26 protein-coding genes and 1 tRNA gene are annotated in these 26,746 nt (G+C 64.1%); 13 read left to right on the top strand and 14 right to left on the bottom strand.

The window, feature by feature from the left end:
- The first annotated feature begins 26 nt into the window (after positions 1 to 26).
- The 9 genes from IEJ03_RS07430 to glp all read left to right on the top strand — a co-directional run bounded on the left by IEJ03_RS07430 (position 27) and on the right by glp (position 9,721).
- Positions 27 to 1,796, top strand: coding sequence for a 4Fe-4S dicluster domain-containing protein (locus IEJ03_RS07430; protein WP_192037003.1), 1,770 nt, complete (start codon positions 27 to 29; stop codon positions 1,794 to 1,796).
- 53 nt (positions 1,797 to 1,849) lie between these two features.
- Positions 1,850 to 2,536 carry a molecular chaperone TorD family protein gene (locus IEJ03_RS07425; RefSeq protein ID WP_192037002.1) on the top strand — a complete coding sequence of 229 codons (687 nt, stop codon included), beginning with the start codon at positions 1,850 to 1,852 and terminating at the stop codon, positions 2,534 to 2,536.
- 79 nt (positions 2,537 to 2,615) lie between these two features.
- The gene (locus tag IEJ03_RS07420; RefSeq protein ID WP_192037001.1) at positions 2,616 to 2,816 is read left to right on the top strand and encodes a twin-arginine translocation signal domain-containing protein; all 201 of its coding nucleotides are present in this window, start codon (positions 2,616 to 2,618) and stop codon (positions 2,814 to 2,816) included.
- A gap of 35 nt (positions 2,817 to 2,851) precedes the next feature.
- On the top strand, positions 2,852 to 5,710 hold the full coding sequence (locus IEJ03_RS07415; RefSeq protein ID WP_192037000.1) for a formate dehydrogenase subunit alpha: 2,859 nt from the start codon (positions 2,852 to 2,854) through the stop codon (positions 5,708 to 5,710).
- 60 nt (positions 5,711 to 5,770) lie between these two features.
- Positions 5,771 to 6,397, top strand: coding sequence for a formate dehydrogenase FDH3 subunit beta (gene fdh3B / locus IEJ03_RS07410; protein WP_192036999.1), 627 nt, complete (start codon positions 5,771 to 5,773; stop codon positions 6,395 to 6,397).
- 9 nt (positions 6,398 to 6,406) lie between these two features.
- Positions 6,407 to 7,459: a formate dehydrogenase subunit gamma gene (locus IEJ03_RS07405; RefSeq protein ID WP_192036998.1), complete on the top strand. Its 1,053-nt coding sequence runs from the start codon at positions 6,407 to 6,409 to the stop codon at positions 7,457 to 7,459.
- Between the two features lie 125 nt (positions 7,460 to 7,584).
- Positions 7,585 to 7,902 (top strand): DUF1244 domain-containing protein, encoded by a 318-nt coding sequence (locus IEJ03_RS07400; RefSeq protein ID WP_192036997.1) that lies wholly within the window; start codon positions 7,585 to 7,587, stop codon positions 7,900 to 7,902.
- Positions 7,899 to 8,429, top strand: a complete 531-nt coding sequence (gene moaB, locus IEJ03_RS07395; RefSeq protein ID WP_192036996.1) for a molybdenum cofactor biosynthesis protein B — start codon at positions 7,899 to 7,901, stop codon at positions 8,427 to 8,429. Before IEJ03_RS07400 ends, moaB begins: the two co-directional genes overlap by 4 nt.
- Before the next feature lie 74 nt (positions 8,430 to 8,503).
- Positions 8,504 to 9,721 (top strand): gephyrin-like molybdotransferase Glp, encoded by a 1,218-nt coding sequence (glp, locus tag IEJ03_RS07390; protein WP_192036995.1) that lies wholly within the window; start codon positions 8,504 to 8,506, stop codon positions 9,719 to 9,721.
- Here the strand turns inward: glp and IEJ03_RS07385 are convergent.
- The 6 genes from IEJ03_RS07385 to IEJ03_RS07360 form a co-directional block, all read right to left on the bottom strand.
- Positions 9,708 to 10,286 (bottom strand): ACP phosphodiesterase, encoded by a 579-nt coding sequence (locus IEJ03_RS07385; RefSeq protein WP_192036994.1) that lies wholly within the window; start codon positions 10,284 to 10,286, stop codon positions 9,708 to 9,710. The two genes, glp and IEJ03_RS07385, sit on opposite strands and share 14 nt — an antisense overlap.
- Before the next feature lie 63 nt (positions 10,287 to 10,349).
- Complete coding sequence (locus IEJ03_RS07380; RefSeq protein WP_192036993.1) at positions 10,350 to 10,703, bottom strand: TusE/DsrC/DsvC family sulfur relay protein; 354 nt, start codon at positions 10,701 to 10,703, stop codon at positions 10,350 to 10,352.
- Positions 10,703 to 10,993 (bottom strand): sulfurtransferase complex subunit TusB, encoded by a 291-nt coding sequence (tusB, locus tag IEJ03_RS07375; RefSeq protein WP_192036992.1) that lies wholly within the window; start codon positions 10,991 to 10,993, stop codon positions 10,703 to 10,705. The genes IEJ03_RS07380 and tusB overlap by 1 nt, the downstream gene beginning before the upstream one ends.
- Before the next feature lie 55 nt (positions 10,994 to 11,048).
- A complete protein-coding gene (gene tusC / locus IEJ03_RS07370) occupies positions 11,049 to 11,444 on the bottom strand; it encodes a sulfurtransferase complex subunit TusC (RefSeq protein WP_192036991.1) in 396 nt (131 codons plus the stop codon).
- Between the two features lie 13 nt (positions 11,445 to 11,457).
- Positions 11,458 to 11,850 (bottom strand): sulfurtransferase complex subunit TusD, encoded by a 393-nt coding sequence (tusD, locus tag IEJ03_RS07365; RefSeq protein ID WP_192036990.1) that lies wholly within the window; start codon positions 11,848 to 11,850, stop codon positions 11,458 to 11,460.
- Positions 11,851 to 11,980: 130 nt separating this feature from the next.
- Positions 11,981 to 12,649, bottom strand: a complete 669-nt coding sequence (locus IEJ03_RS07360; RefSeq protein ID WP_192036989.1) for a Bax inhibitor-1/YccA family protein — start codon at positions 12,647 to 12,649, stop codon at positions 11,981 to 11,983.
- 276 nt (positions 12,650 to 12,925) lie between these two features.
- On the opposite strand from IEJ03_RS07360, the gene IEJ03_RS07355 reads away from it, so the two are divergent.
- Positions 12,926 to 13,459, top strand: coding sequence for a carboxypeptidase-like regulatory domain-containing protein (locus tag IEJ03_RS07355; RefSeq protein WP_192036988.1), 534 nt, complete (start codon positions 12,926 to 12,928; stop codon positions 13,457 to 13,459).
- Between the two features lie 154 nt (positions 13,460 to 13,613).
- Positions 13,614 to 13,790: a hypothetical protein gene (locus tag IEJ03_RS07350; protein WP_192036987.1), complete on the top strand. Its 177-nt coding sequence runs from the start codon at positions 13,614 to 13,616 to the stop codon at positions 13,788 to 13,790.
- A gap of 200 nt (positions 13,791 to 13,990) precedes the next feature.
- On the opposite strand, the gene IEJ03_RS07345 is transcribed toward IEJ03_RS07350, so the two are convergent.
- From IEJ03_RS07345 to IEJ03_RS07320, 6 genes are all read right to left on the bottom strand, one after another.
- Positions 13,991 to 14,974, bottom strand: a complete 984-nt coding sequence (locus tag IEJ03_RS07345; RefSeq protein ID WP_192036986.1) for an MDR family oxidoreductase — start codon at positions 14,972 to 14,974, stop codon at positions 13,991 to 13,993.
- A gap of 72 nt (positions 14,975 to 15,046) precedes the next feature.
- Complete coding sequence (locus tag IEJ03_RS07340; protein ID WP_242458084.1) at positions 15,047 to 15,643, bottom strand: TetR/AcrR family transcriptional regulator; 597 nt, start codon at positions 15,641 to 15,643, stop codon at positions 15,047 to 15,049.
- 130 nt (positions 15,644 to 15,773) lie between these two features.
- The gene (locus IEJ03_RS07335; RefSeq protein WP_192036984.1) at positions 15,774 to 18,905 is read right to left on the bottom strand and encodes an efflux RND transporter permease subunit; all 3,132 of its coding nucleotides are present in this window, start codon (positions 18,903 to 18,905) and stop codon (positions 15,774 to 15,776) included.
- A complete protein-coding gene (locus IEJ03_RS07330; RefSeq protein ID WP_192036983.1) occupies positions 18,902 to 20,200 on the bottom strand; it encodes an HlyD family efflux transporter periplasmic adaptor subunit in 1,299 nt (432 codons plus the stop codon). The genes IEJ03_RS07335 and IEJ03_RS07330 overlap by 4 nt, the downstream gene beginning before the upstream one ends.
- 222 nt (positions 20,201 to 20,422) lie before the next feature.
- Positions 20,423 to 20,512: transfer RNA gene (locus tag IEJ03_RS07325), tRNA-Ser, on the bottom strand.
- A gap of 98 nt (positions 20,513 to 20,610) precedes the next feature.
- Positions 20,611 to 22,320, bottom strand: coding sequence for a potassium/proton antiporter (locus tag IEJ03_RS07320; RefSeq protein WP_192036982.1), 1,710 nt, complete (start codon positions 22,318 to 22,320; stop codon positions 20,611 to 20,613).
- A gap of 165 nt (positions 22,321 to 22,485) precedes the next feature.
- On the opposite strand from IEJ03_RS07320, the gene IEJ03_RS07315 reads away from it, so the two are divergent.
- Positions 22,486 to 23,679 (top strand): ABC transporter substrate-binding protein, encoded by a 1,194-nt coding sequence (locus tag IEJ03_RS07315; protein ID WP_192036981.1) that lies wholly within the window; start codon positions 22,486 to 22,488, stop codon positions 23,677 to 23,679.
- Between the two features lie 45 nt (positions 23,680 to 23,724).
- Positions 23,725 to 25,155 carry a 3'-5' exonuclease family protein gene (locus IEJ03_RS07310; protein ID WP_192036980.1) on the top strand — a complete coding sequence of 477 codons (1,431 nt, stop codon included), beginning with the start codon at positions 23,725 to 23,727 and terminating at the stop codon, positions 25,153 to 25,155.
- On the opposite strand, the gene IEJ03_RS07305 is transcribed toward IEJ03_RS07310, so the two are convergent.
- Positions 25,137 to 25,928, bottom strand: coding sequence for an alpha/beta fold hydrolase (locus tag IEJ03_RS07305; protein WP_192036979.1), 792 nt, complete (start codon positions 25,926 to 25,928; stop codon positions 25,137 to 25,139). The genes IEJ03_RS07310 and IEJ03_RS07305 overlap by 19 nt on opposite strands.
- Before the next feature lie 59 nt (positions 25,929 to 25,987).
- Positions 25,988 to 26,662 carry a 7-cyano-7-deazaguanine/7-aminomethyl-7-deazaguanine transporter gene (locus IEJ03_RS07300; protein WP_192036978.1) on the bottom strand — a complete coding sequence of 225 codons (675 nt, stop codon included), beginning with the start codon at positions 26,660 to 26,662 and terminating at the stop codon, positions 25,988 to 25,990.
- Positions 26,663 to 26,746: the final 84 nt, after the last annotated feature.

Raw genomic sequence — 26,746 nt, 5'->3', positions numbered from 1 at the left:
TTCTGGCCCCTGACTGTTGAGGTGACATGAATCAGCGTATCGACCTAACCTCGCTGGATGCCGGCCCGAATCTGGCCGCCCGAAACGCCGCGCAATCCCGAGTCTCCTGGCCCGTCAACCTCACGCCTGAGAGTGTCGCCTACACTAGCGATGGGCACCTGTTGATCATCGCCAATGAGCTTGAGGGGCGCCTGGCCGCACGAGAGCTCAAGGATCAAGGCCTCGCCTCGATGACCCTGCTGGTCACCTCGGCCGCGACTGAGGCAGGCACGGGCGAAGTAGGCAAAGAAAACGCCACAGACGATGAGACGCGGCTGGCATCATTGATGGCCGACACCGCCACGCTGTCGGTTCATCAGGCACGTGACTGGCACCTCGCCGGCTACCTCGGGAAGTTCACGCTGACCCTGCCCCACCAGGACGGTGACATCGACCTCGCCAAGGCGAGCCTCGGTCGCGCGCACTTCGACCTGGTGCTGGATCTCGGCACACCGCCGACACTCACTCTCGAGCTGCTGCCACCGGGCTATACCGCCACCACCTGGGGCACCGACGATTCCCAGAACGCCATCAACGACCTCCCTCAACAGGTCGGAGAGTTCGCCAAGCCCCGCTATTTTCACATCGACCACGACATCTGCGCCCATGATGGCCGTGGCAAGACCGGCTGTACCCGCTGCCTCGATGTCTGTCCGGCCGACGCGCTGAAGCGCCAGTCGGGACGCATCGAATCCTGGATCGAGATCGACCCCATGCGCTGTCATGGCGCCGGCAGCTGTACCAGCGCCTGCCCGACAGGAGCCATCCAGTACCGATTGCCGCCGCCCGTCGACCAGCAGACCTACGTAGAGCGCCTGCTGAAAGCTTACCGCCTTGCAGGTGGGCAAGCCCCGGTGGTGCGGTTCGTCGAGGCTAAATTTCTCGAGACTGAGCTCCTCGAGACAGAATCACTCGATACACAATCACCTGGTGTGCCAGGCCATGTCCTGGACGTTCCTCTGGAAGAGCTCGGCGCTGCGGGAATGGATCACTGGCTGTCAGCACTGACCGCCGGTGCTGCCGAGGTGCGCGTTCAACTGACCGCGACCCTCCCGCCCAGCCTCAAGACACTCATCGATGACCAGTATCGCCAGGCCTCCAGCCTGCTCGAGGCCCTCGGGCATGACTGCCGCCGGCTGACCATCCTCACGCCTGGCGACACTGCGAGCCGGGATGCCTTGCCCACACTGGCCTCGCTTCCCGTGCAGGATGCGTCCGACCTATCAAGGGATGCCGGCAAGCGTGAACGGCTCAATGCCACCCTCGCCCATCTCGCCACGACTGGCCACCCCAGCCACCGGCGTCATGACATGCCGACTGGTGCGCCCTTCGGCGATGTAGCCATCGACAACACCGCCTGCACGCTCTGCATGGGCTGTGTGGCGGTGTGCCCGACACCGGCACTGGCCGGCGGTCGAACATCCCCCGAGCTCAGCTTCCGGGAGACCGACTGCGTGCAGTGTGGCCTCTGTGTGGCGACCTGCCCTGAGGATGCCATCCGCCTGGTGCCTGGCTTCCTGGCAGCACCGGAGCGCGACACACGCCAGGTACGCAAGCAGGAAGCCGCTTTTCCCTGCATCCGCTGCGGCAAGCCCTTTGCCAGTATGAGTGCCATCGCCAGCATCAAGACCAAGCTCGCGGATCACCCATATTTTGCCGGTGATGCCCTGGCTCGCCTGGAAATGTGTGAGGTCTGCCGCGTCAAGGATGTCTGGCAGGACCTGGTAAAGGACCCCGAGTCCCAGTTGAAGATCTAAAACAAGCGCTGAATGACGGCCTCAATGACGATGTTGACGACCAGGTAACCGCCATGACCGAAGCCTCACCGACCAATCAGCCCGGCTCACAGCATGACACCGACGCCCTGCGCGCCGACATCTACCGGCTGTTGGCCAGACTGGTGCGCGAACCTCCCACACCAGATCTTCTGGCCTGGCTTGCAGAGCTCGACGCAGAGACGGATGGCAGTGTACTGGCAACCTGCTGGACCTCGCTGATCCAGTCGGCAGGGGAAACCGTTCCGGATGAGCACGCAGCCCAGCTGTCCCGGGCACATTTCCGTCACCTGGTAGGGGTCATCGAGGGAGAGATCACGCCTTATGCCTCCTGGTATCGGCAAGGCAACCTGATGGATGAGCCACTGCTGGCCCTGCGTCGCGACTTGCGTCGTCTCGGCATTGCCCGCGCCGAAGACTGCCGCGACCCGGAAGATCATCTCGCTGCCATCTGCGAGGTCATGGCGATGCTGCTGGACGACGATCATCGCGATGAGGCCGCCGCCTTCTTCATGGCACATCTCTCGCCCTGGGCAAAGCGCTGCTTCGATGATCTCGCGTCCGTCGACACCCCCTTCTATGCTCATGTGGGCGCACTCGGTAGCGCCTTCATGGCCGAAGAACATCGCCATCAGGCGGCCGAGGCGGCGCACCAACCGGTACGCATTCTTTCCCCCGACGCAGACACCATTAGACCGACGCCAGACATGACCGATAACTGAACATGACCGATAACCAAGGCAGCCAGTACCGATAAAAACGATCCCGGGAAACCGGATCCGGGTCGCAGAGGAGTGAACCATGGCACAACAACACAACCCACAACGACGCCACTTCCTGAAAACTCTTGGCACCGGCACCGCGGCGGCGGGCGCCATCGTGGCCATCGGCCAGGCGCCCCTGGTGCAGGCAGAGACCTCGCCGGCGGCGACGCCTGACACGCCTCGCGGCTATCGCGAGACCGACCACATCCGCCGTTACTACGCCACCCTGCGTGACTGACCCGGATCGCCCTTTCGGCCAAGAGGATCGACACCATGCGATTGACGCGTACTTCCGACACCGCCAAGGCGAGTAACGGCCTGGGCATTTCCCGCCGACAATTCATGCAGCGTGGCGCCCTCGCCACGGGGGGCATCGCCAGCGCCGGTTTCATGGGCCACTCGATGGTGCGATCGGCGGATGCCGCCGACAAGACACCAGTCCTCGATTCGCCGGTGGAAACCAAGCGGACCATCTGCTCGCATTGCTCGGTAGGCTGCGGCGTCTATGCCGAGGTTCAGGAAGGCATCTGGACCCACCAGGAACCGGCCTTCGACCATCCGATCAACCGCGGCGCCCACTGCGCCAAGGGTGCCTCCCTGCGCGAGCACGGCCACTCCAGCCGGCGTCTCAAGTACCCGATGAAGCTGGTCGGCGGTGAGTGGCAGCGGCTCTCCTGGGAAGACGCCATCGAAGAGATCGGCAACAAGGTGCTCGAGCTCAGCGAGACCTACAGCCCCGACAGTATCTACTGGCTGGGCTCGGCCAAGTTCAACAACGAACAGTCCTACCTGATGCGCAAGTTCGCGGCCCTGGCAGGCACCAACAACACCGACCATCAGGCCCGCATCTGCCATTCGACCACCGTCGCGGGGGTGGCCAACACCTGGGGTTACGGTGCGATGACCAACTCGCTCAATGACCTTCAGAACAGCAAGTCGATCATCTTCATTGGCTCGAACCCCAGCGAAGCCCACCCGGTCGCGATGCAGCACATCCTGCTGGCCAAGGAACGCAGCCAGGCGCAGATCATCGTCGTCGATCCTCGTTTCACCCGCACCGCCGCCAAGGCAAACAAGTATGTGCGCCTGCGCCCCGGCTCGGACGTTGCCTTCATCTGGGGCCTTCTGTGGCACATCTTCGAGAACGGCTGGGAAGATAGCGAGTACATTGAGCAGCGGGTCTACGCCATGGAGGAGGTGCGCGCCGAAGTCGCGTCCTACTCGCCTGACGTGGTGGAGAACATCACCGGCATTCCCGAGGCAGTGATGTACGACACCGCCAAGACGCTGGCCGACAACCGTCCCGGCTGCGTCGTCTGGTGCATGGGCGGTACCCAGCACACCACCGGCAACAACAACACACGCGCCTACTGCATCCTCGAACTGGCGCTCGGCAACATCGGCAAGTCCGGCGGCGGGGCCAATATCTTCCGAGGCCACGACAACGTTCAGGGCGCCACCGACCTGGGCCTGATGTCGCACTCCCTGCCCGGCTACTACGGCCTCGCCGAAGGTGCCTGGAAGCACTGGGCAGGGGTATGGGATCTGGACTACGAGTGGCTGAAGAGTCGCTTCGACCAATCCGACTACACCGATGGCAAGCCGATGTACTCCAGTGGCATCACCGTGTCGCGCTGGATCGATGGGGTGCTTGAGCAGGAGGACCAGATCTCCCAACGCTCCAAGCTGAAGGCGATGTTCTACTGGGGCCATGCGGTCAACTCGCAGACTCGCGGGCCGGAAATGCAGAAGGCCATGCAGCAGCTCGAGATGATGGTCATCGTCGATCCCTACCCGACCGTCGCGGCGGTCATGCACGGGCGCAGCGACGGCGTCTACCTGCTGCCGGCCTGCACGCAGTTCGAGACCTACGGCAGCGTGACCGCCACCAACCGCTCCATCCAGTGGCGGGACAAGGTCATTGAGCCCGCTTTCGAGTCCAAGCCCGACCACGAGATCATGTACCTACTGGCCCGCAAGCTGGGCTTTGCCGATGAACTGTTCAAGAACATCACCGTCAACGGCACCGAACCGCTGATCGAAGACATCACGCGCGAGTTCAACCGCGGCATGTGGACGGTGGGTTACACCGGCCAAAGCCCGGAACGCCTCAAGCAGCACCAGCAGAACTGGCACACCTTCAGTTTCAGCGACCTGAAGGCCGAGGGCGGCCCCGCTGACGGCGACTATTACGGCCTGCCCTGGCCCTGTTGGGGAACCGCCGAGATGCGCCACCCCGGTACGCCGATCCTCTACGACACCTCCAAGCCGGTCTCAAAGGGCGGGCTTACGTTCCGCGCCCGCTTCGGCATCGAGCGCGACGGGATCTCGCTGCTGGCCGACAACTCCTTCAGTCAGGGTTCCGAGCTCGATGACGGCTACCCGGAGTTCACCGCCGATATGCTCAAGGACCTGGGATGGTGGGATGACCTGACGCCCGCCGAACAGCAAGCCGCCGAGGGCAACAATTGGAAGACCGACCTGTCCGGCGGCATCCAGCGCGTCGCCATCGCCCACGAATGCGCGCCATTCGGCAACGCCAAGGCCCGCTGCAACGTCTGGACCTTCCCGGACCCCATCCCCAAGCATCGCGAACCCCTCTATACCAGCCGTCGCGACCTGGTCGCCGACTATCCGACCTGGGATGACGTCGCCTCCCACTACCGCCTGCCGACCCTCTACAAGAGCATCCAGCAGAAGGATGTCACCGACCGCTACCCGATCATCCTCACCTCGGGACGCCTGGTGGAATACGAAGGGGGCGGCGAGGAGACCCGCTCCATGTCCTGGCTGGCCGAGCTGCAGCAGGAAATGTTCGTCGAGATCAACCCGGCGCTGGCCAATGACCTGTCGATCAAGGACGGCGAGATGGTGTGGGTCGAAGGCGCCGAAGGAGGACGCGTCAGGGTCAAGGCCATGGTCACCCCGCGCGTCGCCCGGGAGGTGGTCTTCATGCCCTTCCACTTTGGCGGCATGTTCCAGGGCGAGAGCCTGCATGACCGCTATCCGGAAGGCTCGGCGCCCTATGTGCTGGGCGAGGCCGCCAACACCGCAACCACCTATGGCTACGACACCGTGACACAGATGCAGGAAACCAAATGCACCCTGTGCCGGATCGAGCGGGCCAGCTGAGCCCCGACCCCCTAAGCAATCCCCCCGGGCATGACCGGTCCCGGGGGTGAGGAGACGACCATGGCGACGATGAAATTCATGTGTGACGCGGAGCGCTGCATCGAGTGCAACGGCTGCGTGACCGCCTGCAAGAACGCCAACGAAGTGGAGTGGGGCATCCAGCGCCGGCGCGTGGTGACACTGAACGACGGCGAGCCCACCGAGGTATCGATCTCGGTGGCTTGCATGCACTGCGATGATGCCCCCTGCATCGCGGTGTGCCCGACCGAGACCCTCTTCCAGCGCGACGATGGCATCGTGCTGCATGACAAGGATCTGTGCATCGGCTGCGGCTATTGCCTCTATGCCTGCCCCTTCGGTGCACCGCAGTTTCCTGGCACCGAGGCTTTTGGCGAGCGCGGCAAGATGGACAAGTGCACCTACTGTGCCGGCGGACCGGCCGAGAGCAAGGAGGAGGAATATGCGAAGTACGGTGCCAACCGCATCGATGAAGGCAAGCTGCCGCTGTGCGCCGAGATGTGCTCCACCAAGGCGCTGATTGCAGGTGACGCTCAGACCGTGGCCGACATCTTCCGTCAGCGCGTAGTCCAGCGCGGTCACAAGGATGCCGCCTGGTCATCGGTCCAGCGAGCGGGCCCGCAGACCTCGATGGATAACCTCGCCTACGACGCGACCCGTCAGGAGTAAGGAGGCCCTATGCACACCCACAACGCATGCCTGGCCCTTGGCCGACGGCTGACCCTGCTCCTGTTGCTGCTGACGAGCCTGCTTCTCGCCGGTCAGGCGCTGGCGCAGGGCGCCGACCCCAAGGGCGAACTGGCCACCGCTGTGCCGCCGATCGACGCCGAGATCTGGCGGCAGGTGAAGAGCGGCGAGAACTTCATCGACACCCGTTTCGAGTCCACCTACAACCTGGTCAACCCGAGCGGTGAGACCTGGCGGCAGATCCGCAGCCGTTGGGTCTCGCCCTTCGGGCTGATCGCCGTCGGCGGCATGGCAGCGCTGATCCTGGTGTTCTACCTCATCGTTGGCCGCAAAGACCTTGAGGAGCCACGCACCGGGCGCAAGTTGCTGCGCTGGTCCACACTGTCGCGTGCCTTGCACTGGTCGGTGGCGAGCCTGTTCATCGTCCTGGCGCTGACTGGGCTCAACCTGCTCTATGGCAAGTTCGTGTTCCGCCCTCTTTTCGGCGACGGTGTCTGGGCGGCCATGATGTCGGGCACCAAGGTACTGCATAACTACCTGGGACCGCTGTTCGGCATCCTGCTGATCGTCATTCTGGCCAAGTTCCTGAAGCTGAACATACCGAACAAGCGGGACTGGGAGTGGTTCAAGAAGGGCGGCGGGCTGGTCGGCAAGGAGCACGTCGATGCCCACTTCGCCAACGGCGGCGAGAAGGCCTGGTACTGGTTGCTGGCCACCGCCGGCCTACTGGTGATCGCCAGCGGCCTGGTGATGGACTTCCCGAACTATGGCCAAGGCCGAGATACCATGCAGTGGGCCAACGTCATCCACTCACTGGGTGCCCTGGCACTGACCGCCGTGGCCCTTGGCCATATCTACATCGGCACTATTGGTACCGAAGGCGCCCTGGAGGGCATGGCTACCGGCTACGTCGATGAGACCTGGGCCAAGGAACACCACAGCCTGTGGTATGAGGAGGTCAAGGATCAGGCCGTCACCCCGGAGCCTTCGGCATCAACTGACGAGCCCCATCAGGCCAGCCAGCCGCCCGGCACCCCCGGCTAGACTCACCCGAACTCGTCAACCGCCAAGACACCGCCCACCGGCGGTGTCTTTTGTTATGCTTGATGAATATCTGAACCAGCGGCCCTCTCTCTTCCTCTGGGGCCCCACCAGCAGGAGCCACGACCATGCAGCATCTCGACGACGCGACCCGCACCGACCTCGAAGCGGCCGCCTTTCGCCGCCTGCTCAAGCATCTTGATGACAACAAGGACGTGCAGAACATCGACCTGATGATTCTTGCCGACTTCTGTCGCAACTGCCTGTCGAAATGGCTGGCGACCGCCGCCGATGAGCGAGGCGCCGAGCTCGATTACGAAGCAGCTCGTGAGTATGTCTACGGCATGCCTTACAGCGAGTGGAAGAAGCACCATCAGACACCGGCCACCCCCGAGCAGCTGGCAGCCCTGGAGGCCCGCAACCAGGGCAAGAAGGATAAGGCATGAGCGAGACGCGTCCCGGCTTCGAGCCCCTGCGTATCGCGGTACTCACCGTTTCCGATACTCGCAGCGAAGATACCGACCGCAGTGGTCAAGCCCTGGTCGAGCGACTAACGGCGGCCGGCCACGTGCTGGCCGAGAAGCGCATTCTGCCCGACGATGTCTACGTGATCCGCGCCCAGGTCGCCACCTGGATCGCCGCGCCCGATGTCCAGGTGATACTGACCACCGGTGGGACCGGCTTTACCGGCCGTGACTCCACACCGGAAGCGGTCGAGGTGTTACTCGATAAGCGCATCGAAGGCTTCGGCGAACTCTTCCGCCACCTGTCGTGGCAGGAAATCGGCAGCTCGACCATCCAGAGCCGCTGCCTCGGCGGGCTCGCCAACGCCACCGTGGTGTTCTGCCTGCCCGGCTCCACCGGCGCCTGTCGCACCGCCTGGGATGGCATTCTCAGCGAGCAGCTGGATGGCGGTCACAAGCCCTGCAATTATGCGAATCTCGTGATCCCGGAGCGTGGCACCCATGGATAAAACGCACGCCCTGCCCGAGCCCTGCACCGTTCTATCACCCCAGGCCAGCCTCGTGATTCCGGAGCGCGGCACCCATGGCTGACCCGTCGAGCGAGCTACAGAGCGTCGAAGATGCCCTGGCGGCATTGCTCGAAGGCGTCAGGCCAGTCGCGAGCGAATCGATCACCTGCGAGGCCGCAGCCGGACGGGTGCTGGCCGAGGACGTCGCGGCGCGTCTGGACGTGCCGACCTTCGATAACAGTGCAATGGACGGCTATGCCCTGCGGGCCGAAGACGCCGGCCAATGGCTACCGGTCAGCCAGCGGATTCCCGCTGGCGCGCCGGCCAAACCACTCGCGCCCGGCACTTGCGTACGCCTGTTCACCGGCAGCGAACTGCCGCCTGGCGCCGATTGTGTGGTCATGCAGGAGCGTGTCGAGCGCGACGGCAACCAGGCATGGATACCCGCCGATATCCCGGCCGGTGATAACGTCCGCCGACGTGGGCGAGACGTCAGCGTCGGTACTCGCCTGTTGGCCACCGGTACACGGCTCGAGGCCGCGGCCCTGGGCCAGCTGGCGGGTCAGGGCATCACCGAGGTCACCGTGCGTCGTCGACCGCGGATTGCCCTGCTGTCGACCGGCGACGAGATCGTCGATCCCGGCGAGCCTTTGGGCCCCGGGCAGATCTATAACTCCAACCGCCCCATGCTGAGACGCCTGATCGAGCGCTTCGGCGGCGAAGTGGTGATGGCCCGGCGCGTCGCCGATGATTTCGCCACCACCTGTCACTTGCTTGGCGAGGCCGCCGCACAGGCCGACGTGGTTATCACCACCGGTGGTGTCAGCGTCGGCGAAGAGGATCACGTCAAAGCGGCTCTGGAACAGCTGGGGCAGCTCGACCTGTGGCGACTGGCCATGCGACCGGGCAAGCCGCTGGCACTGGGACGCCTGCCGACCACCAATGGCGAGGCCCGGCTAGTCGGCCTGCCCGGCAATCCTGTATCAAGCTATGTGGGGGCCTGGATCTACCTGCGTCCGCTGCTTGGCGCGCTGCTGGGCAGCCCTGCCCTTGCTGAACTGCCTCGGCTGCGCGCCCGTGCCGACTTCACCACCCATACCAGGGAACGTCGGCACTATATGCGCGTCGAGCTGCGTTTTCTTCCGGAAGGACCGGTGGCCAGCGCCTTTGCCGACCAGAATTCGGGGGTGCTGTCCTCCTGCGTGACGGCCAACGCCCTGGCCGTGGTGCCGGCTAATACCAGCATCGCCCCCGGTGATGCCATCGATTGCCTATGGCTCACGGAAGCCTGACGCCGGGCGCGCCCAGCGACTGCTCCATGTCGGGCCAGAGCAGGCGGAAGTCGGCCTCCAGCGATGAGTAGTCGGCATCAAGCCAGGGCAACAGTTCGGCCAGGCGATTGGGGCCGCTGAGGCGTTGACCAATGCCGGCGATGGCTCGGCAGGTAAAACCGAAGTCCGCGTAGCGATTCAGCCAGTCCTGCTCGACGAGCACCGGCACCATTGCGGCCAGGCGCGCCGGTGCCGGCTGTGCATCGAGCAATCGGTAGCAGCGAACGATCAACGCCTGCTGGGCAGTGTCATCGGCCAGCAGGCGGGACAGGAAGTGATCCCAGACAAGATCTAGGGCAATCGGCGCATAGCGGCCAAGGCCCTCGGGCGCCCTGCCCCTTGCGGCCAACGTGCGCGGATGATGATCGACCAAGGCATCGACGCGGCGATGATGGCGGATGCCTGCCGCCACCGATAACGGCCAGGCGCTCAGATCACTGCCCTTGACACCATCGGCAATCAGGTTTCCGTACAGGAAATCATCACTACCGTGATGAGCCAGCCAGGCATGGGCGAGAAAATTCATGACCCCGGCTCCTTCATGCGGGCGCTCTCAGGCCTGATCGCCACGAGCATGGCAAGGGAGGGCTCACAGGCAGTTCGCGGGCTTGGGCAGCCCGGCAAGCCTTGCTCCGACCTTGGCCGGGCTATCCGGGAAGAGGCGCATCAGGTGCAGAGACTTGCCCTTCTCGGCACCCAGCGCCAGCCCGACGGCCTTGACCAGCGGACGCATGGCCGGCGCCATCTCGTAACGGGCATAGAAGTCCCGCAACACCTCGATGACCTCCCAGTGCTCCGCGGTGAGCGTGCGCGATTCTTCCGCTGCCAGCGCCTCGGCCACCGCCGGTGACCAGTCCGCCATGTTGACCAGAAACCCCTCCGGGTCCAGGCCGACATGCTTCTCTTGCACAGAGAGATAACGGTATATTTCGGTAGAGGCCATCAGTACCAGCTCACTGTCTTGTAGGTTTCCTCGGTCAGGGTCACGAAGCCCTCAACATCCACGATATTCACGTGCGCCCCGCAACGCTCAAGCAGGCCGCGAGCGTCCAGGTCCTCCCGCAGGGCAAAGACCCGTCCAGCGAGGGCCGTGAAGACCTTCGCGTGAACGGGCAGCCCCCCCATCACCCCGTCCTCGATGAGCAGCAGCCGATCATCGGGCCCCATCGCCGCCAGGGTGTCCTCGACGACCCGGCTGGTGGCGGGCGAGCGGTTGAGAAGATGAAGAATCATGCGTAAGGCTCTCCTTGTAGCCGGAAGATATCACCCTGTAGAACTGGCGAGAGCCTCAGAAATTCAAGACCAGTCGATGGCCGTCGAGCAGTGCCGCCAAGGAATCGCCCTCCACCGATGACACCGGCAGCATCAGATCCTCCACGCTTAGGCCTCGGCTGCTCAGGGCACGTTCATCGACCAACAGCGTCTCGATATCATACATGGCCAGCATGTCGATCACGCCATGGGTGCCCTTCTGCCCCAGCGGCCCCGCCTGCTGGCCAGTCAGCAGTGCCAGCACGCCGTCGCCTGCAAACAGCAGCGATACCCGTTGCCCGAAGGCGGCAGCGACCAGGGCGGTGTCGAGGCCTTCACGCAACCAGCTGGAACCGTGTGGCGCATGACGCAGGATGACTAGCAGGTCACCCTCGGCCACGGTCTTATCGAAGGCAGTCTCGGGCTCGCTCATCACAAGGCCTCATTCATGGGGAAAAGGTCACCAGGCGGTCATGGCTAAGCCCGGCTTCGACCAATTGGCCAAGCCCGGTCAGCTCGAAGGGGGCTTCAAGGCTGTGCCCCTCCTTGCCATGGCGAGCCGCCTCTCGCGCGTCGAGCAGGCCACGACGTAGCCCGGCCGCAATGCACACCAGCAGTTCGGTGCCATGCTCGTCATGCAGGGAACGCCAGGCATCGCCCAGATGGGGTTCATCCTGAGGTGGCGCCGACAGGCGGGCCGCATTGTAGACACCGTCGTGATAGAAGAACACCGTGTCCAGGCGATGCCCCCGGGCGATCACTGCTCTGGCAAAGCGAAGCGCCGAATGGGCCGCCTGTGAGCTGTAGGGTCCCCCCTGGACCAGCAATGCATAGCGCATGGTTTCCTCGCAGCAAGGGGCGGGTGTAGAAAGTTGTTGGCAGGTAGTCAGACGACAAACGTGACCACTACACCAGAAACGACTTGGCCCCACCGGGTAGGCGGGGCCAAGAACAACTCGCCTGCTGGGCTCAGTCGTTGCTCATGATCCCAAGGATCGACAACAGGCTGATGAACAGATTGTAGATCGAGACGTACAGGGTAATGGTCGCGAGAATGTAGTTGGTCTCGCCACTACGATGCACGATCTCGCTGGTCTGGAAGAGGATCGCCGCCGAGGAGAACAGCACGAAACCGGCGGAAACAGCCAGCGACAGGGCCGGAATCTCGAAGAAGATCCCCGCCACCATGGCCAGAATCAGCACAATGGCACCGGCCGTCAGGAAGTTGGCCAGGAAGCCGAAGTCCTTCTTGGTAACCAACGCCACCGCGGACAGGCCGATGAAGGTCGCCCCGGTCATGGCCAGGGCGTTCATGATCAGCGCCGCGCCATTAGGCAGCGTCAGGTAAGCACTGAGGATCGGCCCCAGCGTGAAGCCCATGAAGCCAGTAAAGGCGAAGGTCGAAAGCAGACCCATGGCGGAATTGGCGGTCTTGTGCACCAGAAACATCAGCCCATAGGCGCCGATGAAGAAGACCAGGATATTCATCTGCTGGATGCCCATGGCCACGGCGGCGCCGGCGCTCAGTGCAGAGAACAGCAGCGTCATGGCCAACAGCGCGTAAGTGTTACGCAGCACCTTGTTGGCGCTGACGGCACTCTCCTGGCGTTGTGTTACCTGCGTGTCTTGATAGGCCATCTGTCGATGCTCCCTTTGTTGATAATCATACCTTCGACCAAGGATGCCGCGTCGGCGTTCAGGACGCAAGAACCTATGGTCAGGCAACATACCTTGTTTCAACGCTAGGTTGTGATAGCCAAGCGTTTATTTTTCAAGCGCCTTTAGACTTCACGTGACCTCAGTTCAGGGGCGCCCTCACACCTCGGAGTTCGACACTGACGCCATTCGACGACACCTCGTGACATCCATCGGCGACGGATATACTGCCTGTCCAGGCACTCAGGAGGAAGGGACATGATGCGATGGAGCATGGTGGCAATGCTGGCCCTTGCACTCACGGGCTGCCAGATTGCCCCGCAATGGCCGACCACTCCCCCGGGCGGGCCCACCGTCGAGGATCTTCCGGGCCCCGATCAACCTCGCCAGGATGGCCGAGTGCCGCGCCAGGTGAGTTTCCCCGAGCGGGAATATGCAGTGCTCGAGAAAACCGGCAATGCCAGCATTCGCGGCAGACTCTACCAGCGCGATGCCGCCGGCCAGGTGGTGTCCGGGGCCGGCGAGACGATATCCATCGCTCCAGTCACCACCTACTCGGCGGAAGCCGCGGAGGTCGTGCTGTCAGGTCGTTCCATCGCCCCGGCCGATCCGCGCGCCCGGGAATACACGCATTATGCCCGCACCGATGCCAACGGCTATTTCGTGGCCAGCGGCCTGCCGGCGGGTGATTACTACGTGGCTGGGCGTGTCGGCGCCCTGGGCGGCCCGCCGATCATTCACCAGGTCAGCGTGCGCCGCGGTCAGACGATCTCGGTGACGCTGAAGCGATAGCCCTCCGAGCATATATCGCTTCCCTCCGGACCCGCTGCGCTACCTGCACAAACCTTGACCCAGAGCACTCGGACGCCGGTCACGACCCGGCCACTCAGCCCTAAACGTCAGACGCTAGGCAGCAAATCCTATCGATCATGCAGGAGATACCGAGATGCCGAACTACAAGGTCTTCAAGGCCATCAGCGTATCCGATCCTCCCGATACGCCGGCTGAATGGTGGGTCGTCGACAACCGCGCCCCTAGCCAGCGTGCCGCTCGCCTGGTGGTGGATCGCTTCGAGACCGAGAAAGAAGCCGAACACCAGGCAATCAGGCTCAATTCGGAGTGAGCGAGCACGCCTCTTATGCCTACCCGTTGAGCGAGGCCTGTGAGCTTTTCCTTTTAGGAAGGCACGTCAAAACGCGCGGCATCTGCCGCGCGCTGTGTTTTTGACGAGATTGCTTCAAGAGTTGGTTTAAGAGTCCACGCAAAGCATTCATGCGAAGGGCTCATGAGACATGATTCGCGAGATAGATTCGCAAAAATTTCTCAGCGATTCACATCCACCACAGTGCGCCCGCGCACCTTGCCTTCGATCAGCTGGCCCGCGGTGTCGATGGCTTCCTCGAGGCCGATCTCGTGGGCGATCTCCTCCAGCATGGCGGTATCCAGGGTCTCGGCCAGTCGCTTCCAGGCCGCCAGGCGATCCTCCCGGGGGCGCATGACGCTGTCGATGCCGGCAAGGGTCACGCCACGCAGGATGAAGGGCGCAACGGTCGAGGGAAAGTCCATGCCCTGGGCCAGGCCACAGGCGGCGACTACGCCACCGTAGCGGGTGCCGGCGCAGACATTGGCCAGGGTGTAGCTACCCGCCGAATCGATGGCGCCGGCCCAACGCTCCTTGGCCAGTGGCTTGCCCTTCTCGGTGAGCTCGGCCCGATCGAGGATCTCGGAGGCCCCCAGGCGCTTGAGGTAGTCGGCTTCTTCCGGCCGCCCGGTCGAGGCCATGACCTCATACCCCAGCGCCGCCAGCAGGGCGATCGAGAAGCTGCCGACCCCTCCGTTAGCGCCGGTGACCAGCACTGGCCCCGAGGCTGGCGTCAGACCGTGGCGCTCTAGAGCCATCACCGAGAGCATGGCGGTATAGCCCGCCGTGCCGATGGCCATGGCCTGCTTGGACGAGAACGCCTCGGGCAGCGGGATCAGCCAGTCCGACTTGAGACGCGCCTTCTGCGCAAGGCCGCCCCAGTGGCCCTCGCCAACGCCCCAGCCATTGAGCAACACCCGGTCACCGGCCGCAAAGCGGGGGGAGTCGCTTGTCTCGACGGTCCCTGCCAGGTCGATCCCCGGCACCATGGGGAAGCGGCGCACCACCGGGCCCTTGCCGGTAATCGCCAGGGCGTCCTTGTAGTTGAGCGTGCTGTACTCCACCCGGACGGTGACCTCGCCTTCGGGCAGCTGCGCCTCGTCCAGTTCCGTCAATCCGGCGCGATAGCCGGCCTCGTCCTTCTCGATCAGGATGGCCTTGAACATCACTCCTCCTTTTAGACTGGTCGTCTAGTTTTGGGTATAAAAAAATCTCGACCCGTTGATCGAGCACCGACGTCAGCCGCGCCGGCGAGGTAATCCCGCCAGGTAGGCGGTCACAAAGGTCTCCAGCGGGCCGGGCGATTCGCTCAACTTGGCGCGCATCACGGCCCCTTCCCAACCAATCCAGAAGTAGTCCGCCAGGGCGTCGCAATCCGCATCAGCCGACAGTTCCCCGCTCTTACGGGCCTCGAAGAGACACTTAGCCAGGCGCTGCTGCCAATCGCCAAGCACCCTCTCGAGCGCGGCGCGATAGCTATCGGGCAGCAGGCCGACTTCCTGGCCGAGGTTGCCCACCAGGCAACCCCGCTGGAAGGCATGTCTGGCCATGCCCGCCTTGGCATCCTCGGCAAATGCCTCGATGCGCGAGAGTGGCGACAGAGCGTCATCGCACAAGTAACGGTCGAGCTTGCGCGCAAAGTACTCGGCATACTGCTCCAGCACGGCCCGCCCGAACGCTTCCTTGCTCGCGAAGTAATGGTAGAAGGAGCCCTTGGGCACCCCGACCCGCTTGAGAATGCCGTCGATGCCGGCTGCCATGAAGCCTTGCTCGGTGAGCACCTCCAATCCACTGCGGATCAGGGCCTCCCGGGTATCCGGGTGTTCTCGCGGCACCTTGGGTGGCCTGCCGCGACGACGGGGGGGCGTGGATTCAGTCATGGAAAACAATTTAGACCAGTCGTCTAGTCATCTCAAGCAGCCCCCGACCAAGGTCGGAGGCAGCGTGACCATGGGCTTTCGCACCTCACGGCCCGAGAGGCGCCTCATGCGTCCTGGCGGGCGCGCTTGCGGCCCGCCACTGCTCCAGATACGACAGCAGTGCCGGCACCACCGCCAGCACCAGCAGCGTCGAGAAGCCCAGACCGAAGGCGATGGACACCGCCATGGGAATCAGGAACTGCGCCTGCAGGGAGGTCTCGAAGAGCAGCGGCAACAGGCCGCCGATGGTGGTCAATGAGGTGAGCAACACCGCCCTTACTCGCTGTACCGCGGCCTCCACCAGCGCGGCATCGATAGAGAGGCCCTTGTCGCGCTGCTGGCGGTAGAAGGTCACCAGAATGATGGCGTTATTGACCACGATGCCGGAAAGGCCAAACAGCCCGAACAGCGAGAGAATCGTGAGATTGATGCCAAGCGCCCAATGCCCCAGCAGCGCGCCCACCAGGGCGAAGGGAATGATCGCCATCACGATCAACGGCAGGCTCCAGGAGGCGAATACCCATGCCAACACCACGAACATCAGCGCGAGCCCCATGATCAACCCGGTACGCATGTCGCCGAGGGTGTCGCGCTGATCCGCCGAGCGACCCTCGAAGCTGTAACGCAGGCGATGTTCCTGCGCCAACTGTGGCAGCACTCGGGCCTCCAGGCTGGCCAGCACCTGGTCGCTGGAGGTGACGGCCTGGTTGAGCACCGCGGTGACTTCGACGGCGAGCTGACCATCGGCGTGCCGCAGCGCCTCGAAGCCCTGACGGTAGGAGATATCCAACACCTGATCGAGGGGCACGAAGCGCCCGTCATCCAGGCGCACCGGCAGGCGCGCGAGGGTACTCAACCGCTCCCGCTGCGCTCGGGGCAGCGAGACCCTCACCTCGATCTCATCGGCACCGTCCTGATAGATCTGCACCAGGCGGCCGTCGAAGGCCGAGCGCAGCTGGGCCCCGAGCGTTGCGGTAGTCAACCCGAGCGCCTCGCCTCGGGGGCTGAGCGAATATACCAGCTGCTCGCGACCCCAGGGCATGTCGTCGCTGGTATCCAGCACACCGGGCAGGTTGGAGAGCGAGGCGGCAAGCGACGTGGCCGCCTGCTTCAGGTCCATCGCGTCGGGGCCGGTCAGGCGGATGTTGACGTCCTCCCCCGGCGGACCTGCGCGGCGCTCGCTGATGCTCAGGTTCTCGAGCCCGGCAGGCAGGCGGATGCGCTCCCGCCAGGCGGCGATGAAGTCGGCATTGCGCACATCACGGGCATCCGGGGAGACCAGCTCCAGCCGAATGGCGCCGACCTGATCGCCGCTGCGACTGCCGCCGCCATCCTCGAGGCTGCTGCTGTGAAGGGTCACGGCGTGCTCGACCAGCGGCGTCCCGAAGGCCTGCTCGGTCTCGGCCAGGGTGTCCTCCAGATGGTCAAGAAAACGATCCACCCGTTCACGGTCGGTGCCGGAGACGAAGCTGGCATTGGCATAGAGGATGCTGGATTCCGGCGTCGGGAAGAACTCGAAGCTGATTCGCCCGCCGGCCAAGAGCCCTACGGTGACGAGCATCACCGCCAGCCCCGAGGCGATGGTGCCGGCACGATGGCGCAACGTGAAAACGGAGAAGGCACGAAAAGGCCCCTCACGGAAGCGCTCAAAGGCCCCATCGAAGCGCTCGCGCAGCCGCGTGACAGGATGCGAGCGTCGGCCCGGCGACGCCGGCTGGAAGGCATGGCGCAGATGCGCCGGCAGCACGATGAAGCACTCAAGCAATGACGCCGCCAGCACGCAGATCATCACCAGGGGAATATCGACGAGAATGTTGCCGATCACCCCGCCGACGACCAGCAGCGGCATGAAGGCGGCCACGGTGGTCAGGGACGAGGCCAGCACCGGCCAGACCATGCGCCGGGCCGCCCCCTCCGAGGCGAGATGCGAGGCCTCGCCCAGCCGATAGTGGGCATCGGCATCCTCACCGACCACGATGGCATCATCGACGATGACCCCCAGCGCCATGATCAGCGCGAACAGCGAAATCATGTTGATCGACCCACCGATGCCCCACAGCACCGCCAGCGCCGCCAGGAAGGCGGTGGGAATGCCCACCGCCACCCAGAAGGCCACTCTCCCGGGCAGGAAGAGATACAGCAGCAGCATGACCAGCACCAGCCCGCCCAGTCCGTTGCCGACCAGCAGGGAGATGCGATCGTCGATCAGCTGCCAGCTCTCGTCATAGGCCTCCAGCGTCACCGACGGCGGCAGCGTCGGGCGGGTTTCGGCCAGCCACTGCTCGAATACCCGGGCGGCCTCGAGGGAGTTGCCGTTCTCGGCACGCTGCAGCAACAGCTCGACCGCCGGCGCTCCGTCCCGCGACAGGCTGGCCTGACCGTCCTGGGGTTCCTGGCGCAGGGTAGCGATATCCCCGAGGCGCAGCTGGGCCCGTTGATCGGCGATGACGGGAAGCTCGGCGAAGGCTTGGGGATCGCGCCGTTGCTCCACCGCCCGCAGCTCCCGGGTACTGTCCTGCTGCCCGATCAGTCCCGCCGGCAGGTCGCGGGACATGCCCTGCACCCGCTCGGCGATCTGATCGAGGCTTAGCTCGAGAGCCATCAGCCGTTCGGCGGGCACCTCGATGCTGATCTGCTGCGCCGGCAGGCCACTGACCTCGACCCGGTCGATACCGGCCTGCAGGAGTTCATTCTCGAAGCGATGCGCCAGCCGGCGCAGCTCCGCGGGGGCAAGGTCGCCATGCACCAAGAGCCTCGCGATCGGGTCGTAGCGGGCGACCCGAATCACCTGGGGCTCCTCGGCCTCGGCGGGCAGATTGGTGAATTCATCGACCTGCTGGCGGACATCATCCAGTGCAATGACGGGGTCGGTACCCTCGTTAAACTCAAGTGTCAGACTCGACACGCCCTGGCCCGAGGTGGAACTCATGCGCTTGAGACCATCCACGCTCTTCAGGCGCTGCTCCAGCGGCACGGTGATGCCCTCTTCGACGTCCTCCGCCGAGGCCCCGCTCCAGGCCACCCGCACGCTGACCACATCCAGTGCGAAGGTCGGGAAGAACTGGATGTTCATGCGCAGCAATGCCAGTGATCCGCCCAGCAGCATCATCAACATGATCAGGTTGGCCGCCACCTTGTGGTGGACGAAGAAGCCGATAATGCCGCGGCGCCGACTCAAGACCTCGGCTCCTCGCCGCTGACCGTGGCCACCGAGCCGTCATCGACCCTGAGACCATCCACCGCATTGGGCAGATGGGTCGTCACGACTCGCTGCCCCGTCGCCAGGGCTGGGCTTCTCACCAGCAGCCAGCGTTCTCCTGCAGGCATCAGTGTCCCGCCCATCACTGTCTCACCCATCACTGTCTCACCCGGCACAGTCTCGCCCAGTACGGTCACGCTCAGCCGTTCGAGCCGGTCGTCGTCATTGATCAAGTAGAGGGTATCGTTGCCATAGAGGGTGCTATAAGGCACGGCCAGCGTATCGGCCGCCGGAGGCAGCTCGAGCAACACGGCCAGTATGCTGCCAGGGCGCACCAGACCGCTTTCCGTTGCGATCGACAAGATGGCCTCGGTGCCGGCAGGATCGCTTTCCCCGGCCAGCCGCTCCAGGCGCAGGACAAGGTCTCGCTCGGGCTCCCTGGCTCGAAGGGGTCGGCCCTCGCGCAACGCCGTGAGAATCTCGTCCTGGTAGCGGTTCGGCACTCGCGCGCGCAGCTCCAGCCCCGTCACGGGATAGATGCTCAACAACGCCGCACCGCTGGCGACTCGATCCCCGGGAGCCGCCTCGATGCGCGTGACCACGCCATCGAAGGGCGCCATCACGCGGCTGCGCGCGGCATCCCGCATGACTGCCTCAAGACTCGCACGCGCACGCGCGAGCTGGGCCTCGAGGCGCTTGAGACGGGTCGGATGCTCGTCGAGAAGGCGCTGACGGTTGGTCACGGTCAGGCGCGCCTGACCTTCACCGTCACGGGCATCATCCAGCTCGGATTGGGACAGGAGATTACGGGATGCCAGTGAGCGGGCCCGCTCGAGACGGCGCTGCGCATTATCGAGAATCGCCTGCTCCCGCTTCAGCGCCTGCTGATCATTGGCATAGCCAATCTGCTCGCTCTCGACCTGTGCCTCCAGATCGGCGACCTCGGCACGCGCCTGCGTCAGCGGCGGCTGCACGTCGGCGTCGTCAAGCGCCACCAGCAGCTCGCCCTCGGCCACCCGCTGCCCGTCCTGTACCGGCCGCATCGCCACCCGCGCCGCCAGAGGCGCGGTCACGGTGATCAGATCCGGCGCCACCACGCTGCCATACAGCGGCAAAACCGGGCGGTGAGACGAAAGCTCGACGGGCATGGACGTCACGCGCCAGCTTCGCTCCTGGGCCGTGACCTCGACCGGTGCCGGCGCCGTCATCTTGAGATAGACAAACGCCGCCCCACCCACGGCCAGGATCAGCAAGGGAATGAATCGCTTGAGCACAGCACCCCCGTCACAACAGGTAAATCATCAAGTGATGATACAACCTAATGCGGGTCACCGCGCTGGGACAAAGAGGCACACCGAATGTCTTTGGCGGGTTGGGCAGGTGCACTGATGAGAGAATGGCGCCATCACCAGGTTACGGCCCACGTGCTGACGAGGGGATTCGTCGCCGACCAAACAAAAAAAGGGACCAGCAATTGCTGGTCCCTTTTCAAATTATGGCGGAGGGACAGGGATTCGAACCCTGGGTAGGTATTAGCCTACGCCGGTTTTCAAGACCGGTGCATTAAACCGCTCTGCCATCCCTCCGGCTTACGGATGCATATACTACCAGCTTCGCTCGATTCGTCAAGAGGCAGTTTGCGATCAATGCGTTACGACGCTGCTCCGGTATTTCATGGCATTAATTAATAGTAGAGGCGCAGGCCCACCTTGGTGATCTGATTGCCGCGCATTTCGCTGACTACCCAGTGGAAGCCATGCCAATCCACGTCATCGCCTACCACCGGGTGCCCTCCTACCCTGAGCGACACATATTCCCCCAGCGTCATCTCCTTCTCCCCGGGGCTGAGGGTCAGACCATAGGCCTCGGCCACATCCGACATAAGGGCATCGCCTTCCAGGGTGAAGGTGCCAAAGAAGGCGCGCGCCCGCTCCAGGCGGGCATCACCATTGAAGAGACGGTTCAACGCCGGCAGGTCATCGCTGCGGCCGATCACGCAGACCACATCACCGAACCGCAATTCGGTACTGCCCTTGGGATGCAGCATCACATGCTGACGGAACATGGCAGAAATCAGGGCCCCCGAGGGAAAGCGCAGCAGGCGAATGGGCACACCTTCCAGGGCTTGATCCTCGACCTGATACACGAACATCTCGTAGTCGTTCTCCGGCAAGACGCCCAGCGGCCCGCGCTTGTTGGGCGTCACCGTGGCAGGCACTTCGACCTTCATCCAGCGCGCCATCAGCGGCAGGCTGCCGCCCTGGATCAGCAGCGACAGCAGCACCACCGCGAAGGCGACATTGAAGTACAGCGAGGCATTCTCCACCCCGCCGATCACCGGGAAAATCGCCAGCACGATCGGCACCGCTCCGCGCAGCCCCACCCAGGCAATGAAGCCGACCTCTCGCCAGCGAAACTTGAAGAAAGGCTTGATCGCGATCAACACCGCCAACGGGCGGGCCACGAAGATCAGCGCCAGCGCCACCAACAGCGACGGCAGCGCAAACTCGAGCACTTCGCTTGGGTTAACCAGCAGGCCGAGCACCAGGAAGAGTCCGATCTGGCTGAGCCAGGCGAGGCCATCGTGCACCGGCAGGATGAAGTCGAGATGTCGCCCCGGCTGGTTGCCGATCATCAAGCCCGTCAGATAGATGGCCAGGAAACCGCTTCCGCCCAGCCAGCTGGTGGCACCGAACACGAAAAAGCCGAGTGCCAGCGCCAGCAATGAATAGAGCCCCGGCGCCAGATCCAGCCAACGCAAGAGCCGCGCGATGCACCAACCGGCGCCCAGGCCGATCGCCAGCCCCAGGCCAAACTGGGTGAAGAGGAAAATCAGGGTGCCGGCCATCCCGCCCAGATCACCGACCAGCAGCTCGACCAGCGTCAGTGTCAGGAAGATCGCCATCGGGTCGTTGGTGCCGGATTCGATCTCGAGGGTCGCCCCGACCCGCTCATTGAGGTTGATGCCCTGACCGCCGAGCATCGAGAACACCGCCGCGGCATCGGTGGAGCCAACGATGGCGCCGACCAGCAACCCCTGGATCAGGGTCAGGTCGAAGACCCACATGGCGAGCAGCCCCACCACCCCGCTGGTGATGAAGACACCGAAGGTCGCCAGCGACAGCGCGGGCTTGAAGCCCACCCGAAAGGTTTTCAGGCGCGTGCGCAGGCCACCGTCAAGCAGGATCATCGCCAGGGCCAGGTGGCCGATCAGGAAGGCAAGGGAGTAATCATCGAACTGGATGCCCAGCACCCCTTCCTCACCGGCGAGCATGCCAAGGCCAAGAAAAATGACCAACAGAGGAAGGCCAAACAGGGTGGAAAGCCGGCTTGCCAGAATGCTCAAAGTGATCAGGAAACCACTGAGCAGAAAGAGAGTATTGATGCTGTCCATGGTCATCCGTGATCGAGCCAAACAGGGCGCCATTATGGCATAGCCACTCCAAGGCGGCGACGAACCCGGCGGGCCGCGGCTGGCTCATTCATGCTCAGGAGGGATAAACTGGTCCGGATTGACCGATGAATCCACACACCCCTATGCCTCGGGAGTCTTCTGTTGATGTCTATTCGTTCGATGCGGCCGTCGAGGCGCTACGTCTGGCGATCACCACTGTTGATGGCGGGCCTGTTGGTGGCCGCAGCAGTGGCGAGCCTGCCGGCCTGGGCGCAAGCCCCCGAGGCAGCATCGCAGGCCCAGAAAGACACGCCACCTGCCGAGGCGGTCGAGAGTGGGACGGACGCAACCGGGCAGGACACTCCCCAGGCGGCAGCAGCCGAGAACGAGGCTTCCGGCCGCGCTGCCGAGCCTGCCGTCGAGGTTCCCTCGATTGTCCAAGGGTCACCCGAGCCGATCGAGCCACCACCGACACGGGAACTTCACCTGGTGCTCGACTGGTACCCTTCTCCTCAGCATGCCGCGCTGTTCGTCGCTCAGGCCCATGGCGAGCTCGAGCGCCAAGGGGTAACTCTGACCATTACCACGCCGGCAGACCCCAGCGTGCCGGCGAAACTGGTAGCGGCGGATCGTGCCGACCTGGCTCTGGGGCGTGAACCGCAGCTTCACATGCTGATCGCCCAAGGGCTACCACTGGTGCGCATCGCCACCCTGATCGACACCCCGCTCTCGTCACTGATCGTGCGCGAGGACAGTGATATCACCAAGCTCACGGAGCTGGCAGGAAAGACCGTCGGCTACGCCTTCCAGGACAGCATCAATCCTGTCCTCGCCACCATGCTGAATCATCACGGCATGACGCTGAATGACGTCACACTCGAAAAGATCGACTTTGCCATGGTGCGTGCACTGGTCGAGAAACGCGTCGATGCGGTGATAGGTGCGCCCCGCAACGTCATGCCGGCGCTGCTCGCGCAGGAAGGCATTACCAGCCGGCACTTCCTCGCCGAGGAGCATGGCCTGCCGCGCCATGATGGCCTGGTACTGATCGCCAACCGCGAGCGTCTCGAGAGCAAGCGCGACGACATCCGACACCTGCTTGCCGCGCTAGAGGAGGCCACCAACTGGATGATCAATCACCCGGAGGCGGCCTGGTCGCTGCTGATCGAGGAAGAGCCCGGCATCGACAGCGAGGCCAACCGGCGAGCCTGGGCTGCCACCTTGAGGCGGATGGCGCCGAGCCCCGGCATGCTCAATACCGACCGCTATGCCACCTTCGATGCCTTCCTTCAGGAGCGGGCCTTCATCGACGAGGATATCCCCGTGGCCCAGCTGGCGATGAACCCCAATTCAACCTGACCCAAAGAGGCACCCGCACTCGCGTCCAGCATCGGGCCAGCGATCATGATCAAGGTGTTTCTCGACCTGGAAACGACCGGCACCCGCACTACCCGGGACCGTATCACCGAAATCGCCGCCCTCAAGGTGTTCGATGGCGAAGTCGTCGAGCGGTTCGTGCAGCTGGTCAATCCGGGGCAGCCCATTCCTGCCCAGATCCAGCGCCTCACCGGCATCACGGAGGCCATGGTCGAAGATGCCCCGCGCTTCGCCGATCTGGCCGACGCTTTCTACGCCTTTCTCGGCGATGCCGAGCTTGTCGCCCATAACATGCGCTTCGACTATGGTTTCCTGCGTAACGAATTCGCCCGCGCCGATATCCAGTTTCGTGCCCGCACCCTCTGCACCTTGAAGCTGTCCCGGCGCCTGGCCCCTGAACACCCTCACCACAATCTCGACGCCCTCATCGAGCGCTATGACCTGCCCCGTCAGGCGCGTCACCGGGCCGAGGGCGATGCAGAGGCACTGCTCGCCCTCTGGCAACACTGGCAGACCCAGGTGGACGAGGATCACTTCGCCACCCTGCTGGCCGAGCAGCGTCGCATGCCGAGCCTGCCCAGCCAGCTGGACCCCGGCCTGATGCAGGAGATCCCCGAGCGTCCCGGGGTCTATCTCTTCTATGGCCACAATCGCTTGCCGCTCTATATCGGCAAGAGCATCAACCTGCGAGCCCGGGTGCTGACGCATTTTCACGACGACCTGAGCCAAGATCGCAAGATGCGCCTGACCCAGCAGATCCAGGATCTCGAGTGGCATGAGACGGCGGGAGACCTGGGGGCCCAGCTGCTCGAGGCACGACTGATCAAGAGCCGGCTACCGATCATGAACCGCCGGCTGCGCCGCCAGGGCGGGCTGATGGGTTGGCAATGGCCGGCGGGTGAGACGGCGCCCCGGCTGGTGCGTGCGGAGGAGATCGCGGGTCGCAAGGATGAGCCGCTGTACGGCCTCTTTCATGCCGGCAAGGAGGCGCGTCAGGCCCTCAAGCAGATTGCCGAGCACCACGGGCTCTGCCCCCGGCTATTGGGGCTGGAAAAGGGACGCGGGCGCTGCTTCTCCAGCCAGCTGGGTCGCTGTCGCGGCGCCTGCCACGGCCAGGAATCGAGGGACGCCCACGATGCACGGGCCCGGGAAGCCCTGGCGCGCCTTCGCGTGCAGCAGTGGCCCTGGCCCGGGCGAGTCGCCATCGGCGAGGGCATGGAGGGCGACAGCGTGCTCGCCTGGCATGTGGTCGATCAGTGGTGCTATCTGGGAAGCATCGAGCGCCTGGACCAGGCCTCGCTGGCCACGCTCGACGGCCAGCCGGTGAGCTTCGATATCGATACCTACAAGATCCTGCGCCGCGCCCTGGATCGGGATCAGGCTCACGACCAGGGCACGGCGACGCGCACGATTCAGCTACTGGACACCGACGAGACGCCTCAGCCCCGAGAGGACTGATCCAGCGTCTCGATGAACTCGGTCACCGCCCGCTGAAAGGCCGTGGGCTGCTCGGCATGCAGCCAGTGACCGGCATCGAGGGTCGCGATCTGAGCCGACGGCAGCACCTCTTTCACCGACGGTACCAGCGCATCGGTCACGTAGTTCGAGCGCCCGCCGCGCAGCACCAGGCTCGGCCCCTCGAAGGCACCCTCCCCGGCCGGCTCGCCGCGGATATCGTCGTAGCCGGCCTCGATATGATCGAGCCCGACCCGCCAGCGCATGCCGCCCTCCTCGTCACGCTCCAGATTTGTCGCCAGAAACAGGCGAATCGCCTTTTCATCGACGTGCTCGGCCATCAGGGCATCCACCTCACGGCGATTAGCCGGCGCGTTGGCCTCGGCGTGACGCAGGGCCTTGAAGATGGCGTCGTGGCCGTGGTCGTAGGTGACCGGGGCGATATCGGCCACGATCAAGGAATCCACCCGCTCGGGAGACAGCCGCGCCAGGCTCATGGCCACCTTGCCGCCCATCGAGTGGCCTAACAGGTGGCAGCGCGCGATCTCCAGGCGATCCAGCGCCGCCATCACGTCCTCGGCCATGGCCCGATAGGACATGCCTTCCAGGTGAGGCGAGCGACCGTGATTACGCAGATCCAGCGCCACCACCCGATGGCGGCGCTCCCACTGCTTGAGATGAGAGCGCCAGTTGTCGGCGCTGCCCAGCAGGCCATGGATCACCACCAGCGGCGTGCCTTCGCCGCCGCTGTCGAGGGTATGCAGTTCAGCTGTCATGAGGTCTCCTGAAATGAGAGCCGATGAACATGAATGAGAGTCGGCGAGCGGGCCCGGCGTCACTGGGCGAGTACCGGATCACGGTCGTCCTGCCCCGTCCAGGCCATCAGGCGCCGGCTGAGCCAGCCCAGCAATAGACCGTACAGGGGCAGGAAGAGCAGCAGGCTGATCCCCAGCTTGATGACATAGTCCACCCAGGCAATTTCCGGCCAATGCGCGGCCATGAAGGCATCCGGGCTGTTGTAAAAGGCAATCGAGAAGAAGGCGAAGGTATCCGCCAGGTTGCCAAACAGGGTCGAGATCGCCGGCGCCACCCACCAGGCGCGCAGGCGACGCAGCCGGTCGAAGACCTGAATGTCCATCAGCTGGCCCAGTACATAGGCCATGAAGCTCGCCAGGGCAATGCGACCGACGAACAGGTTCCATTCGGCAAGCGCGCCGAGTCCGGCGAAGCTGCCCTGGGGAAAGATCACCGAGATGGCATAGGACACCAGCAAGGCCGGCAGCATCACCCGGGCGATGATCATACGCGCCGGCCCCTTGCCGAAGAGTCGTACGGTCAGGTCAGTGGCCAGGAAGATGAACGGGAAGCTGAACGCGCCCCAGGTGGTATGGAAGCCAAACAGCGTGAACGGCAGCTGAACGAGGTAGTTGCTGGCGGCGATCACGCCAATGTGAAACGCCACCAGGATGCCCAGGCAACGGCTGGCCTGGGCGGATGTCAGAGTAAACATGTGCCACCTTTTTGAATGACGGAGGGGTGAGGGAACCCTCGAAACACAAGGCGCCACGGCATGAGCCGTGGCGCCTATCACTTA

The sequence above is a fragment of the Halomonas sp. YLGW01 genome (assembly GCF_014840935.1).
In the GTDB taxonomy this organism is placed as follows: Bacteria; Pseudomonadota; Gammaproteobacteria; order Pseudomonadales; family Halomonadaceae; genus Onishia.
Note: the sequence above shows the minus strand (reverse complement) of the source record. Positions and strands in the feature narration are given on the sequence as shown.

What these genes read in the sequence shown, in the direction of transcription:
- IEJ03_RS07315 (WP_192036981.1), top strand. Translation starts at nt 22,486, where the DNA reads ATGTCTATTCGTTCGATGCGGCCGTCGAGGCGCTACGTCTGGCGATCA.
- IEJ03_RS07360 (WP_192036989.1), bottom strand. Translation starts at nt 12,649, where the DNA reads ATGGCCTATCAAGACACGCAGGTAACACAACGCCAGGAGAGTGCCGTC.
- IEJ03_RS07350 (WP_192036987.1), top strand. Translation starts at nt 13,614, where the DNA reads ATGCCGAACTACAAGGTCTTCAAGGCCATCAGCGTATCCGATCCTCCC.
- IEJ03_RS07400 (WP_192036997.1), top strand. Translation starts at nt 7,585, where the DNA reads ATGCAGCATCTCGACGACGCGACCCGCACCGACCTCGAAGCGGCCGCC.
- moaB (WP_192036996.1), top strand. Translation starts at nt 7,899, where the DNA reads ATGAGCGAGACGCGTCCCGGCTTCGAGCCCCTGCGTATCGCGGTACTC.
- tusD (WP_192036990.1), bottom strand. Translation starts at nt 11,850, where the DNA reads ATGCGCTATGCATTGCTGGTCCAGGGGGGACCCTACAGCTCACAGGCG.
- IEJ03_RS07310 (WP_192036980.1), top strand. Translation starts at nt 23,725, where the DNA reads ATGATCAAGGTGTTTCTCGACCTGGAAACGACCGGCACCCGCACTACC.
- tusB (WP_192036992.1), bottom strand. Translation starts at nt 10,993, where the DNA reads ATGATTCTTCATCTTCTCAACCGCTCGCCCGCCACCAGCCGGGTCGTC.
- IEJ03_RS07385 (WP_192036994.1), bottom strand. Translation starts at nt 10,286, where the DNA reads ATGAATTTTCTCGCCCATGCCTGGCTGGCTCATCACGGTAGTGATGAT.
- IEJ03_RS07425 (WP_192037002.1), top strand. Translation starts at nt 1,850, where the DNA reads ATGACCGAAGCCTCACCGACCAATCAGCCCGGCTCACAGCATGACACC.
- IEJ03_RS07305 (WP_192036979.1), bottom strand. Translation starts at nt 25,928, where the DNA reads ATGACAGCTGAACTGCATACCCTCGACAGCGGCGGCGAAGGCACGCCG.
- IEJ03_RS07415 (WP_192037000.1), top strand. Translation starts at nt 2,852, where the DNA reads ATGCGATTGACGCGTACTTCCGACACCGCCAAGGCGAGTAACGGCCTG.
- IEJ03_RS07355 (WP_192036988.1), top strand. Translation starts at nt 12,926, where the DNA reads ATGATGCGATGGAGCATGGTGGCAATGCTGGCCCTTGCACTCACGGGC.
- IEJ03_RS07405 (WP_192036998.1), top strand. Translation starts at nt 6,407, where the DNA reads ATGCACACCCACAACGCATGCCTGGCCCTTGGCCGACGGCTGACCCTG.
- fdh3B (WP_192036999.1), top strand. Translation starts at nt 5,771, where the DNA reads ATGGCGACGATGAAATTCATGTGTGACGCGGAGCGCTGCATCGAGTGC.
- IEJ03_RS07345 (WP_192036986.1), bottom strand. Translation starts at nt 14,974, where the DNA reads ATGTTCAAGGCCATCCTGATCGAGAAGGACGAGGCCGGCTATCGCGCC.
- tusC (WP_192036991.1), bottom strand. Translation starts at nt 11,444, where the DNA reads ATGAGCGAGCCCGAGACTGCCTTCGATAAGACCGTGGCCGAGGGTGAC.
- glp (WP_192036995.1), top strand. Translation starts at nt 8,504, where the DNA reads ATGGCTGACCCGTCGAGCGAGCTACAGAGCGTCGAAGATGCCCTGGCG.
- IEJ03_RS07420 (WP_192037001.1), top strand. Translation starts at nt 2,616, where the DNA reads ATGGCACAACAACACAACCCACAACGACGCCACTTCCTGAAAACTCTT.
- IEJ03_RS07380 (WP_192036993.1), bottom strand. Translation starts at nt 10,703, where the DNA reads ATGGCCTCTACCGAAATATACCGTTATCTCTCTGTGCAAGAGAAGCAT.
- IEJ03_RS07300 (WP_192036978.1), bottom strand. Translation starts at nt 26,662, where the DNA reads ATGTTTACTCTGACATCCGCCCAGGCCAGCCGTTGCCTGGGCATCCTG.
- IEJ03_RS07320 (WP_192036982.1), bottom strand. Translation starts at nt 22,320, where the DNA reads ATGGACAGCATCAATACTCTCTTTCTGCTCAGTGGTTTCCTGATCACT.
- IEJ03_RS07430 (WP_192037003.1), top strand. Translation starts at nt 27, where the DNA reads ATGAATCAGCGTATCGACCTAACCTCGCTGGATGCCGGCCCGAATCTG.